The following is a 12929-nucleotide window of genomic DNA, read 5'->3' on the forward strand; positions in this document are numbered from 1 at the left end:
ATGAACCAGCTGTCCGTCCGCTCGTCCGGCAGCGGCCCCGCCGTGCTGTGGATCCACGGCTACACCATGGACTCCAGCACCTGGGAGCCCCTCTGGGAGCTCCTGCCCGGCTGGCGTCACATCGGCGTCGACCTGCCCGGACACGGCGGCTCCGACCCCATTCCCGCCGGGCTGACACTGCCCGCCCTGGCGCGGCAGATCGCCGGAATCGTCCGGGCCGAGCAGGCCCACCGGATCGTCTCGCTCTCGTACGGCTCGTCCGTCGCGCTCCAGCTGGCCATCGACGAACCCGAGCTGGTGCACGCCCTGGTGGCCGCCGCGCCCACCCTGGCGGGCGCGGCCCCGGACGCCGATGCCCGGCGGCGGTATCAGCAGCTGATGATGCTCAAGCCGCTCGCCGGCCCCGGGGAGCAGATGGCCGATCTGTGGATGGCCTCGCCCCCCGACATCTTCCGCGGCGCCGAAGGGCATCCGGAGCTCCGGGCCGCGCTGCGCTCGGTGATCGTCAGGCACTCCTGGGCGGAACTGGACAGCGGCGCCATGATGACGCTGTCGGCGCACCGTCACACCACGGCGGACCTGGCCCGGATCCAGGCCCGCACCCTGGTGTTCATCGGCGACGAGGACATGCCCGCCTTCGTCCGCAACGCCGAACTGCTGCGCGACAACGTCGCCGACTGCGAGGTCGTGACGCTGCCCCGGTCCGGTCATCTGCCGCTGCTGGAGCGGCCCGAGGCCGTCGCGGCCGACCTCGCGGCACACCTGCTCGGCGCCGGTTGAGCCACTGACCCGGCTTCCTTCCTCCTCCCATGCCGATGGCCCGCGGACCACCCGTCCGCGGGCCATCGGCATGGGCGCGTTTCAGCGGTCGGACGGGGCTCCGGGGCCGTGCGCCGTGCAGAACCGCCGCACCATCAGCGCGTGGCCCGGGCTGCCGGCGGCCTCGTACGCGCCGAGGGCGTTGACGCGCTCCACGGTGGAGGACCCCAGCTCGGCACGGAGGTCGGGCGAGCGGGAGAGCAGGAACATTCCCGCCTCCGTGTAGCCCTCGTCCAGCCACCCCTGCCACAGGGCGTCGCGGTCCTGCTCCTGGCCCGCGAAGTACGCGGTGCTCCGCTCCCGCGGTGCGGTGGGCGGTGCGGTCTCCGGCACGGGTGCGGTGCGCAGGGCGATCCGCCGGCCGCCGAGGTAGGCGACCCGCAGGCCCTTGCGGATACAGAAGACCAGCGCCTCGGCCGCGGTGTCGACGACCGGCTCGCCGCGGTCGTTGAGCGAGGTGTTGCACACGATCGGCACCCCGGTCCGGGCGTGGAACGCCGCGATGGCGCGGTGCAGAAGCGGGTTGGCCCCGGCGGTGAGGACCTGGTGGCGCGCCGATCCGTCCAGGTGCACGATCGCCGGTACGGCGTCACGCACCTCCGGCCGCACCTGCACGGTCTCCAGCATGTACGGGGACGGCCGGTCGCCTTCGAACCAGTCCGCGGCGGACTCGGCCAGCACGATCGGGGCGACCGGGCGCCACCACTGACGCTGCTTGTACTCGTTGAGCAGGTCCTTGACCTTCGTCGACCGGGGGTCGCCGAGCAGGCTGCGGTGGCCGAGGGCGCGGGGGCCGATCTCGGCGGCGCCGTCGACCCAGGCGACCACGCTGTCGGTGAGGTCCTCGGCGAAGCGGTCGGGTGAGAAGTCGCCGACCTCCTCGACCCACGGGGCGAACTCCGCCAGCGCGGCGTCCACGTCGCACAGGTCGTTGCCGTAGTAGGCGGAATCGATCAGGATGTCGGCGGTGTCCAGGGCCCCGGTGCCGTACAGGGCGAGCAGCCCGAGCCCCAGTGCCTGGCCGGAGTCGTTGGCGCAGGGCGGGGTGAGCAGGCCCTTGAAGCCGAAACGGTCCATCAGCAGGGAGTTGGCGGGGCAGTTCAGCGCGAATCCGCCGCTCGTGGAGAGGTAGGCGTCCTCGGCGCGTACGCCGCCGGCCTCCAGCAGGCGTTCGACGTTGCGGACCGCGACCAGCTCGCAGCACCGCTGGACGACCTCCATGACGGCGCTCTGCAGGTTCTCCTCGTCGGTGAACTCCCGGTCCGGCTCCCGGCCCGCCAGCTGCCGGCGTGCCTCGGACACGATCGTCGCGACCACCCGGTGCGCTTCCTGCCACGGCGCCCGCCGCCCGCCGAACAGCTCGACTCCGGCCATGACGGCTTCGGCGTCGACGTCGATCCGGGTCCGGCAGGCCGAGGCCAGGGCCATGAGGGTGCCCGGCTCCTTGCCGAAGATCGTCTCGGCCGCCGTGTAGAGGGGGCCGGGGGACTCCACCGGGACGAAGGCCAGGCGTCCCCGGACGGAGACGCACCCGGCGTACCAGGCGCTCTTGGTCTCCCGGTCCTGGACGAAGTCGGGGCCGCCGTCCACGGCCATCGCGATGACCGTCTCCCGCTTGAACAGCGCGCTGTCCATCAGCAGACCGCTGAAGAGATGACCGAGGCTGTGGAGGGGGAAGTCCTCGGCACCGGCCGGGACAGGGATCTCGGCGTGGCCGGGCAGGCTCGGGGTGCCCCAGGAAGCGCTGATGTCGGACAGGTCCAGCCCTTCGGTGGCGAGCAGTCCGTTCAGGAACGCCTCCGCCCGGGAGGGCGTGTAGAGCGGCTGGTGATGGTGCTTCTGGCCGCTGACGCGTTCGACTTCCCAGACGCGCACCAGCTCCACGGTCCGCCCGGTGCGCCGCCACAGTGCGACGTTCTGGTCGTGACGCGCGGACAGCACGGCGATGGGACCCGGCGGTGTCAGGTAGCCGGAAAGGAAGTGCTCCACGTCATGCCGATCAGCCACGGCACTGCTCCTCTGCTTGCTGTCCTGGTGTGTTCATCGGGGTGTCCGGGAAGCGCCGGGGCGTTCGCAGCGGCGCAGCCCGACCGTGTTCGCGGGGCCCGCCGGCATCCGCCGGGCCCACTCCCGTGCCTCTTCCTCGGTGGCCACGTCGATCAGCCGTGCGCGTTCCATGAAGGTCCTCCCTCAGGAGACCTGGCGGCTGGCCAGGCGGGCGAACAGGCCGTTCTCGTCGGCGAGCAGTTCCTCGTACCGGCCCTGCTGCACGATCCGTCCCTGGTCCAGGACGATGACCTTGTCGGCGTCGGCCACGGTCGACAGCCGGTGGGCTATGACGATCCGGGTGGCGCTGAGCTTCCGGGTGCTCTCCGCGACCAGCCGCTGGGTCGGGTTGTCCAGGGCGCTGGTGGCTTCGTCGAAGAAAACGATGCGGGGGCGGGCGACCAGGGCGCGGGCGATCATGAGTCGCTGGCGCTGTCCGCCGGAGAGGGTGTTGGTGCCTTCGGACAGCACGGTGTTCATGCCCATGGGCATGGCCGAGATGTCGTCGGAGATGCCTGCCATCGATGCCGCCACCCAGGCGTCGTCCAGGGTGTGGCTGCTGCTGCCGATGATGTTGGCCTTGATGTCGCCCGCGAGCAGCGAGCCGTTCTGCAGAACGACGCCGCACTGCCGGCGAACGGCGGAGACCTCCAGCTCCGCCAGGTCCTGCCCGTCGTACAGCACCGTGCCCGACACGGGCTGCTCGAAGCCCAGCAGCAGTCGCAGCACGGTGGACTTTCCGCTGCCCGAGGACCCGACGATGGCGACGAACTCGCCCGGTGCGATCGACAGGGTGACGTCGTCCAGCACGAGCGGGCCGTCGTCGCCGTAGCGGAAGGAGACCCGGCTGAGGTCGAGCCGGCCGGAAAGATCCCCCGGGGCGGCCTTGGACTGGTCGACCTCCGGTGCCGTCTCCAGGATCGGGCGCAGCTTCTCCAGCAGCGGTACGACGCCCATCGCCGTGATCGCGGCCGAGGTGAACTGCAAGCTGGAGGCCAGGAGGAGGTTGAAGGCCGCGAAGAACGAGAGGAAGGCCGCGATGGGCACCTGGCCCTGCAGCGGTCCGCCGATCACCGCGAAGATGATGACCGAGCACACCAGCGGAAAACCGGCGTTGAAGGTCGTCACGATGTTCTGCACCCGCCGGGACGCGGCGGACAGGCTGCGGCCCTTGGCCAGTTCCGAGGCCCAGACACCGAACACCCGGTCCTCGGCGGCGGTGACCCTGAGCTTGGGGACGGCAGTGAGCAGTTGGAAGACCCGCGACGACAGCTTCTGCTCGTGTGCGTACAGCTTGCGCTGCCAGCGCACCTCTATCCGTCCCGCGACCAGCGCGAACACCGCGCCGACCAGCACCAGCACGGTGGCCAGCAGCGCGAGCCGCAGGTCGTAGAAGTAGACGAGGACGAGATTGGCGGAGCCGGTGATGAACCCCAGGGTCGCGCTGGTCATCATGCCCGACAGCATTTCCTGGGCGGCGCTCACACCGAGCACGGTCGTGCCGAGTTCGCCGGTGGAATAGCGGGTGAAGAAGGACGTGGGCAGGGACAGCAGCTTGGTCCAGACGCCCACCTGCATGGCGGCCGTGGAACGGCTCTCGATGCGCAGGACGGCGATGTTCTGGACGATGGACAGCGCCGCGACGACCAGGGCCGACCCGATCACCACCAGCGAACCCTGGACGATCAGGCCCCGCTGGGCCTGTGCGACGAAGGTGCCGAGGACCTGCCCGGTCATGACGGGGACCAGCAGTCCGACCAGGGCGGCCAGGGCCGCCGTCCAGGCGAACATCCACAGGTCGCGCCGGTTGCTGCGGATACCGAAGCGCAGCAGGCCGCTGATCGACCGCACCGCGGAGGGCAGCGGCTGGTAGAGCATGGCGCCCTTGGTCTGCAGCTCCTCGGCGAGCTTGGCGGTCACCTCGGTGATCTTGCCCGCTTCGGCCATCACGTAGCGGCCGCCGATGGGAAGCAGTGCCACCGGCTGGTCGCCGACCTTGCGGTAGCCGATCGCCGGGCCGAAGTCCGTCTTCCACCACTGGCCGTCCAGCCGGATGGCACGGGTGCGGACGCCGGAGGCGTGCGCGATGGACTGCAGGTCGTCCAGGTTGCGGCCGTGACCACTGCCGACCAGGGGGGCCTTGACGGCGAAACCCTGGTGCGAGGCGACCAGCCGGGCGGCCGCCAGCGTCGGCGGGTCCGCGGCGACGTCCGCGAGCCGGATGCGGGCCTCGGTGTCGTGCAGGACGGCTTCGAAGCTGCGGGCCGTGGTGGCCAGGGTGCCGGCCTCGCGGGCCTGGCGGACGTCGAGGGCCTCGCGTTCCAGGCCGCGCTGGCCCTCGATGCGACGGTCGACGGTGTAGAGCAGGCGGGTCGCGTGGGCGAGCAGGAGACCCCAGAGGGCTCCCTCGTCGAGCAGTTCCCGCGACGAGCGGGCGCGCAGCCGGGCGGGTGAGTCGGCGATCAGCCAGTCGCGCTGGGTGAGGCAGGTGTCCATACCGGTCGTGAGCCGACCGGAGACGCCCTCGCCGAGTTCGACCGAGCCCTCCTCCACCCGCACCCAACGGACGCCGTCCACCGAACGGACGGCCTGTCCGGCGGCGAGCGCGGTGGGCCCGTCGGTGGACAGGGGTACGAACTCACGGGGCGGCAGGGTGTCGCGCAGAGCCTGGGCGAGGGCCACGATGCCCTGCTCCAGGCCGTCCAGGAACTGCTGTACCGCGTCCCCGTAGGCCTCGGCGGACAGGGCGCGCACCGCCAGCCCCGACGACGTGTCGCATGCGACGCGCCGGGCCGAGAGGCCTTCGAGGTGGGAGAGCGGCAGGTACGACAGCACGGTGTCGGGCACCGGCCGGCCGACGATGCCGTGCTGCGGTCCGGACGGCGATCCCATGAGCAGGGCGCCGGCCTCCACGCGGGCCAGGAAGTTCCAGCGCCCGGTGGGCACTCCGTCCACCAGGCGGACGGCGAACAGGTCCACGGCGCCGGCCTCCACCAGCAGCACGCGGCGTACGTCGTCCAGGACGGTGAACGGCTCGGTCCGGAGGTCGGCGCGGGTGGCCGCGTCGGAGAAGAACGGCGCGAACGCAGAGGTGATCACAGGTCGCCCCCTTCGGCGGTGCGGACCGACTCGATGAGACCGGTGTAGTGGCCGCCGCGGGCCAGCAGGTGCTCGTGGGTGCCGCGTTCGGCGATCTGCCCCTTGTCGAGCACGATGATCTCGTCGGCGTCCCGCACGGTGGACAGGCGGTGGGCGATGGTGAGGCAGGCGCATCCACGGCGGCGCAGGTTGTCCATGATGACCCGTTCGGTTTCCGGGTCCAGGGCGCTCGTGGCCTCGTCCAGGATGAGCAGGGTGGGCTGGGTGGCCAGGGCGCGCGCGAGCTCCAGGCGCTGGCGCTGGCCGCCGCTGAAGTTGCGTCCGCCCTCCCAGACCATGGAGTGCAGACCGCCGGGACGGGCCATCACCGTCTCGAAGATGGCGGCGTCGTGCAGCGCGGAGATGATGACGTCGTCGGGGACGTCGTTGTTCCACAGCGCGAGGTTGTCCCGGACGCTGCCCTCGAAGAGGGAGATGTCCTGGTCCACGTAGGCGACCGAGGCGGCGAGCACGGTGCGCGAGATCTCCTCGCGGGGACGGCCGTCGAGCAGGATGCGGCCCGACCACGGGGCGTACAGACCGGTGAGCAGCCTGCCGAGGGTCGACTTCCCGCTGCCGGAGCTGCCGACGACGGCGACCCGGCGGCCGGGCACCACGGAGAAGGACAGGTCCTTGATGAACGGCGCGGCCAGCGGGCTGTAGCCGAAGGTGACGTCCTCGAACTCCAGGTGCCCGTCGAGCCGGCCGGTACGGGAGGGGTCCTCGGGAACGTCGAAGGAGGTGTCGGCCGGATAGTGCTCGACGTCGTACAGCCGCTTGATGTCGGCGGTGACGTCCTGGAGCCGGCCGCCGAGATTGGTGAGCTGGGTGACCGGACGGCTGAGCGCGGCGAGCAGGGTCTGGAAGGAGACCAGGATGCCGACGCTGATCGCGCCGTCCACCACCCGCTGACCGCCGACCAGCAGGATCAACCCGCTGTTGAGGGAGGCCAGCATCGGGGGCACCACGATCAGTACGGCGGTCGGCACGCCCAGGTGCTGCTTCGCGGAGATGACCTTGGCGAGGAAGCCCGCCCAGCGGCTGAAGGCGTCGGGTTCGGCGCCCGTGGCCTTGACCGTCTCGATCTGGCTGAGGGTGGTGAAGGTGGTCGCGGTGAGGTTGCCGCGGTCGGTGCGCAGCGCCACCACGGCGTCCGTGCGGGCCCGGGCGACCCAGCGCAGCACCACGATGTTCAGCAGTGCCATGCCGACGCCGATGGCGCCGAGCAGGACGTCGAAGTGGATCAGCAGGGCCGCGTAGAACACCACGAGCACGAGGTTGACGACGGTGAGGGCGAGGTCCCGGGAGAGGATCTCGGCCACGACGTCGTTGCCCGCGACCCGGTTGGCCACTTCGGCCGGGCGCCGCTGCATGAAGAAGTCGACCGGAAGCCGCAGGAGATGGCGGAAGAAGCGGGCCGAACTGACCAGCCCCATCCGGATCTCCAGACGCAGCAGGTAGTGCCGCTGCACGGAGGTGAGGACGAAGACGCACAGCGCCGTGAACATCATGGCGAGCAGCAGGGGCACCAGGTACCCCGCCGAGCCTCCTGCCAGGACCCGGTCGATGAAGACCCGGGTGAACGCGGGGGTGGCGATGCCGGGAACGACCAGCAGGGCGCTGGCCATCAGCACGAGCGGGAGGGCCCGTCCCGACGGCAGCCGGCGCGACAGCAGCGCGGCGCCGACCTTGGTGCGGGTACCGCCGCGCACGAAGTCCGGGCCGGGTTCGAAGGACAGGACGACGCCGGTGAAGCCGGAGTCGAACTCGTCCCAGTCCATCAGCCGGGGCCCGCCGGCCGGGTCGTTGACGGCCACGACGGTCTTGCCGTACTGGGTGCGCACGCCCTCGACGACCAGGAAGTGCTGGAAGGCCCAGAAGATGACGACCGGCCGGTCGAGGTCCTTCAGGTTCTCCGCTTCGGTCTGGTAGCCGCGGGCGGTCATGCCGTACTGGCGGGCCGCCGCCAGCACGGTGGCGGCGTTGGCGCCGTCCCGGGAGACGCCGCACACGCCGCGCAGCTCTTCGAGCGGGACGTGGCGTCCGTAGTGGGCGAGGATCATCGCCAGGGAGGCGGCGCCGCACTCCACCGACTCCATCTGCATGACGGTCGGGACCTTGTGGCGCCAGGGCCGCATGCGGGGCAGCGGGATCCGCCGGCGCCGGCCGGCCGGGCGGCCGGGTCCGCCCGGGGCGGGCGGGGTCGTGTTCTTCGCCGGGGGCCCGGCCGGGGGCTTGGCCAGGGTGCTCTGCGTCATGGCGATGTCCCCTCAGCGTCCGAGGATCAGATTGAACGGGGTCTGCTTGCCGAGATTGATCGTCGCGGAGACCCCCACCTGGGTGGTCAGCGCTGTCTGGGGGCCGCTGGTGTTGGACCAGGCGAAGCCGGAGCGGGTGTTCTCGTCGCGTACCAGGTCCACGATGACCAGCCGGGGCGCGGAGCCCGAGGCGAACTGCCGGGCTGCCAGCTCGCCGCCCACCAGGCCGGACAGGGCCTCCGACGTCAGCGGGTAGGGGCTGACGGAGGTGACGGTTCCGCGGAGCAGGCCGAAGGCGGCCGGCGGGGCCGTGGAGACGGCCAGGTCCACCTTGTTGCCCGGGAAGAGCCGGGCGGCCCGGTCGGCGGGCACGAACACCATGGCGATCATGCGATCGCCGGAGACGTCGGTGCGCTCCACGGTGAGGACGGCGGAGCCGACGTCGATCATCTGCCCGTCGCTGACCGCCAGCCCGACCACGTGGCCCGCGAACGGGCTGGTGATCCGGCGGATCTGACCGGCGAGGTCCTGCACCTCGATGACCGTCTGCCCCGCGGTGACCGTGGCGGTGGGCTGGGTGAGCACCCGCTGCACCATGCCTGTGAAGGGACTCTGCACCTGTGCCGTACCGCCCGGGCGGGTCAGCAGGCCCGGCGCGCTCACACTGATCAGCAACTGGCCGGCGAAGGCCCAGATCACCGCGGCCGCCATGGTGATCATGACGACGAACAACGCGATCCAGCCGCGTGGCGCCGCCAGCAGGGTGGGTGAGTCCAGTTCGTCGGGCTCGCGCATCCGCTGGAGCGCCTTGAAGCGGAACATCATGACTGGTCCTCCCCTCGGGGGACTCCCGCGCTGTGCCGCAGCGTCCGGGGACGGCTGCCGACGACGAGCTCGCCGACCGCGCCCTCGGAGTGGCGGTCCAGGCCGGAGGCGGCCGCGAACTCGTCCGCGTCTCCGCCGCCGAGGCCGCACACCGCCAGCCCCATGGCCGTTCCGACCAGGTAGAGGGTCTGGTAGAGCACGCCGACGTGCTTGAGGACGAGGGAGTAGGCGACGGTCTCGTACTTCCACATCACCCGCCCGAAGCGGGCCGCGACCAGAAGCGTCACCTGCGGAGCGGAGTCCATCAGGGCGCTGCCCCGTGCGGACTCCACCAACGCGGCCGTGGCGGGACCGGATTCGGCCACCAGCTCCAGCTCGTGACGGTCCGGCGCGTAGTGCCACAGCCCCGGCTCGGCGCCGACGCACTCGGTGATGAGCGGGTAGACCTCCAGCTCGTGGACGGAGCCACCGGACGGGTAGGGGCGGTCGCTCAGCTCCTGCCCGTCACTGCCGGTGAAGGTCTGCCGCAACCGCATGCTGCGGTAGAGCAGTTCACCCAGCTGCTCCAGGGTGATCGGCGCGTCCGCGTCGTGCTCACGGATCGACCTGCGCCCCTCCAGCACCTCGCTGAACGAGGCCTCGCTCTTCGCGCGGGCGCCCAGGTCGGGGACGGGCAGGGCGATCCGCTGTCCCGGGAAGGGCTCCCGGGACGCCGGCTCGGGGCCGAAGCGCTCCCCGAGCGGGTACGTGCCGCCGTAGCCGGTGACCGTACGCGGGCCCCGGGTGCGGGAGTGGAGGGCCAGGTCGGCGGCGGACCACTGGGCGAGCCGCCGCTCCCCGGCCTCCGGGTCGTGTTCCGGCCCGCCGGTGACGAGCAGACCACCGGCCGCGCACAGCCGCAGCACCTGGGACACGGCCGTGTCCGGGAGCCCGCACAGCTCGGCCGCCCCGGCCGGGCTGTTCCAGTCGGCGAGGACACCGAGCAGTGCGGCGGCGGCCGGCGAGAGCTCCAGCGCCAGCGGGCTGCCCGGCGCGCGCACCACCAGCAGTCCGCCCTCGGCGGTCGCGGTGGCGAACCGGGACAGTTTGACGGGTGCGTCGGCGGCCGGAGCGGCCGGCAGCGCGAGGCGGCCGCGGCCGACCTGGCGCAGGCGGGCGATCGGCGCGCCATCGAGCCGTACGGCGCGCTCCGTCATGCCCGCGGCGTCGAGCTTGTGCAGCAGCATGTGGAGGCGCAGCAGGCCGAACTCCCCGTCGTGTGCGGTGACGAGGGGAGCGAGCTGGTCCTCGGCCCGGTCGTCGCTACCGAGGGCGGTCAGCACCGCCAGCAGTCCGGGAGTGGTGTCCGGCAGAGCGACGGAGCCGGCCGGGGCCGACAGGAGCCAGGCCCCGGTGGCCGCGGCTCCGGTCTGGCCGGGAGCCTCTTCGAGCGTCGCGTCACGCCGCAGCCGCAGGACCGCCTGAACGGTCCGGGCCGGGTGGTCCAGGTGGGCCGGGTCACTCTGCCCAGTCGTCATGATGTCCGTTCGGCCGGGTCTAGAAGAAGACATTCCAGGGGTTCATCTCGTCCTCGGTACGCGGCTGTTCCAGCCGCCCGGTGCGGGTCGGGACCTCGTAGAGCCGGCCCGGGCCCAGGCGCCGCCAGAAGTGCCGCATGCCGGGGGCGATGACCTTGACCACGCACAGGTCGAGATCGGGGCGCGTCTGGTCCAGCACGATGACCTCGATGCCGGCGGCCTCGGCCCGGGACACGCAGTCCTTGATGTGGTCGGCGAGGTCGTGGCCCGCCAGCGGGGCGAAGTCACCCACCGTGGTGGGCTTCTGGTCCGGGTCGGGGGTCAGCCAGGGCTCGTCCGCCAGCTTGACCTTCTTGCACCACGCGAGGGTCTCCGGATCGTCCGACCGGTAGACGGTGTTGCCGTCGGCGTCGCGCCGGTCCACGTACGGCAGGAACTGGTTGACCTCGGTGAGGGCGCGGATGGCGGCGATCCGCGCGTCCGGGTGCGAACCGAAGCCGACCATCACGTCCTCGACGTCGTGGCGGCGCCCGGAGACCGCGGCGAAGGTGGGGATGCCCAGGTCGGAGGTGATGTCCAGGACCCACACGTCGCGGTCCATGCTCGCGTAGAACGCGCGCATGGTGTCCACGTACGGGTCTTCCAGCGAGTCCAGGTCGAACGCCGGGACGCGCAGGCGGTTGTACCACCACAGCGCCACCGAGTCGCGTTCCACGACCTCGCAGAAGCCCTGGAGGATGGCCTCTTCCAGGGTGTTGCCGCTGGCGCCGCCGTTGGAGTCGCCCACGCAGTAGAAGTGCTCGGAGAGATCCGGGTGGCCGTACCAGGCGTAGCCGGACGGAATCATCCGCTCGGTCTCGCGGGTCAGGGACCAGCCGGTGGACCAGTCGATCGGCAGATCGGTGCGGAAGGGGTCCGGAACCAGGTGGAGCCGGTGGGTGGGGTCGGCGTTCCACCGCTCGCGGCCGGCGACCTGCGCCTCGGAGAAGCCCAGCAGTTCGTCCATGTGCACGGCGACGTCCGGGTCGAGGTCGTCGTACGCGGCCCGGGTGACCGGCTCGCCGCCCCGCCACACCGCCGAATAGCGCTCGATGGCCTCGCACATCGCGCTGACCTTGGCCTGGATCTCCGAGCGGCCCTTGCCGCCGCTCTGACCGCGCATGTTGCGGCGCAACAGGTCCATGTTGTCGTTGACCATCGCGAAGTTGTGGCCCGCGGTGAAGCTGTAGGTGACGCCGTTGCCGGTCTCCTCGTGGGCGCCGAGCTTGGTGATCGCGCCGAGGTAGGGGCTGATGTGCCGCTTCAGCCGGTCGTACGTCAGCTGCGGCGGCTGGATCCGGTAGCCGCCGTCCGTGGTGTGCCGGGCGGGGCTGGCGGTGAGGGAGACCTTGGGGCTGCGCTCGGAGACCAGCGTCGGGTCACCGCAGGAGGCGCACTGCGGCTGCCGTACGAGGGTGTGCTCGGCGCTCTCCAGAGTGATCAGGTCCATGGTGCGCATCACGCCGGTCAGGGACTCGGACGTGCCGGTGACGACGATCCGGGCGGCCTCGACGGCGAGCAGGCCCGCGATCAGCGTCGAGCTCGCGGGAAGTGCCGCGTGCGAGGGGTGGCGGGGGGTGTGGTCGCCGCGCTTGCCGGAAAGGTAGCGCTCGACCTGGCGGTTGCCACCGAGCCGCTGGGCCAGGCAGGTCCAGCAGCCGGTCTCGCCGGGACGCAGGAAGGGACCGACCCACGGCACGACACCGGCGGGCTTGGCCGGCAGCCAGGAGCGGCCGGCGGCCAGGTAGGCGGTGTTCAGGCGGTCCAGTTCCGGGTCGAGGTAGTCGTCGACCAGGACGACCGTCAGGCCGTCCCCGGCGTCCGCCGAGCCGATCGCCTCGTCGAAGCCGACCACACGCACCCGGAGGCCGTTGGACTCCAGCGCGCCGAGCACCGGTCGGTGGTCCAGGCCGGGTCCGGCGACAAGGGTCAGCTCGGTGGCCGCGGTGGCGGCGACCACCTGGTGGGGGTCGACACCCTGGGCGTCCCAAAAGGCCAGTGCCTCGTCCGACATCTCGGGCCGGCCCTCGGCCAGATGGCCGGCCGCCTCGTACCGGCGCAGTGCGGTCAGGGTCTCGGTGATCGCCAGCTGTCCGCTGAGCGCCACGACGATCTCGGCGACGGTCTTGCGGCCGTCGAGGTGCGGAAGCACCGCGGCCGCCGCGGCTCCCTGGACGAGGAAGTCCTTTCCCTCGGCGAGCAGGAAGACCTTCGAACCGTCAACCACTTCACTTATGAAATGGGCCTTGAGTCGCGGACGCTCCATCTGGCTTCCCCCTGTTTATTG

At 71.6% G+C, this 12929-nt stretch carries 8 protein-coding genes; 1 reads left to right on the top strand and 7 read right to left on the bottom strand.

Annotation, left to right across the window (positions count from 1 at the left end):
- A complete protein-coding gene (locus tag Sspor_RS20465) occupies nt 1-780 on the top strand; it encodes an alpha/beta fold hydrolase (RefSeq protein WP_202200423.1) in 780 nt (259 codons plus the stop codon).
- A gap of 81 nt (nt 781-861) precedes the next feature.
- Here the strand turns inward: Sspor_RS20465 and Sspor_RS20470 are convergent, their stop codons facing one another.
- Genes Sspor_RS20470 through Sspor_RS20500 form a run of 7 tightly spaced genes read right to left on the bottom strand, consistent with a single transcriptional unit; the run spans nt 862 to nt 12908 of the window.
- Entirely contained in the window at nt 862-2826 is a 1965-nt protein-coding gene (locus Sspor_RS20470) for a carbamoyltransferase C-terminal domain-containing protein (protein ID WP_202200424.1), read from the bottom strand.
- A 33-nt stretch (nt 2827-2859) separates the two neighbouring features.
- Complete coding sequence (locus Sspor_RS20475) at nt 2860-2997, bottom strand: hypothetical protein (RefSeq protein ID WP_202200425.1); 138 nt, start codon at nt 2995-2997, stop codon at nt 2860-2862.
- A gap of 12 nt (nt 2998-3009) precedes the next feature.
- A complete protein-coding gene (locus Sspor_RS20480; RefSeq protein ID WP_202200426.1) occupies nt 3010-5964 on the bottom strand; it encodes an NHLP bacteriocin export ABC transporter permease/ATPase subunit in 2955 nt (984 codons plus the stop codon).
- Nucleotides 5961-8261, bottom strand: coding sequence for an NHLP family bacteriocin export ABC transporter peptidase/permease/ATPase subunit (locus tag Sspor_RS20485; RefSeq protein ID WP_237403944.1), 2301 nt, complete (start codon nt 8259-8261; stop codon nt 5961-5963). Before Sspor_RS20485 ends, Sspor_RS20480 begins: the two co-directional genes overlap by 4 nt.
- A gap of 12 nt (nt 8262-8273) precedes the next feature.
- Nucleotides 8274-9086, bottom strand: a complete 813-nt coding sequence (locus Sspor_RS20490; protein WP_202200427.1) for a biotin/lipoyl-containing protein — start codon at nt 9084-9086, stop codon at nt 8274-8276.
- Complete coding sequence (locus Sspor_RS20495; protein ID WP_202200428.1) at nt 9083-10603, bottom strand: SagB family peptide dehydrogenase; 1521 nt, start codon at nt 10601-10603, stop codon at nt 9083-9085. The genes Sspor_RS20490 and Sspor_RS20495 overlap by 4 nt, the downstream gene beginning before the upstream one ends.
- 19 nt (nt 10604-10622) lie before the next feature.
- Nucleotides 10623-12908 (bottom strand): TOMM precursor leader peptide-binding protein, encoded by a 2286-nt coding sequence (locus Sspor_RS20500; RefSeq protein ID WP_323187537.1) that lies wholly within the window; start codon nt 12906-12908, stop codon nt 10623-10625.
- Between the last annotated feature and the right edge of the window lie 21 nt (nt 12909-12929).

It is taken from the genome of Streptomyces spororaveus (assembly GCF_016755875.1).
GTDB lineage: Bacteria > Actinomycetota > Actinomycetes > Streptomycetales > Streptomycetaceae > Streptomyces > Streptomyces spororaveus.

Bases quoted from the DNA above. Each gene is read 5' to 3' on its own strand.
- Sspor_RS20465 (WP_202200423.1), top strand. From the start codon at position 1: ATGAACCAGCTGTCCGTCCGCTCGTCCGGCAGCGGCCCCGCCGTGCTG.
- Sspor_RS20475 (WP_202200425.1), bottom strand. From the start codon at position 2,997: ATGGAACGCGCACGGCTGATCGACGTGGCCACCGAGGAAGAGGCACGG.
- Sspor_RS20485 (WP_237403944.1), bottom strand. From the start codon at position 8,261: ATGACGCAGAGCACCCTGGCCAAGCCCCCGGCCGGGCCCCCGGCGAAG.
- Sspor_RS20490 (WP_202200427.1), bottom strand. From the start codon at position 9,086: ATGATGTTCCGCTTCAAGGCGCTCCAGCGGATGCGCGAGCCCGACGAA.
- Sspor_RS20495 (WP_202200428.1), bottom strand. From the start codon at position 10,603: ATGACGACTGGGCAGAGTGACCCGGCCCACCTGGACCACCCGGCCCGG.
- Sspor_RS20500 (WP_323187537.1), bottom strand. From the start codon at position 12,908: ATGGAGCGTCCGCGACTCAAGGCCCATTTCATAAGTGAAGTGGTTGAC.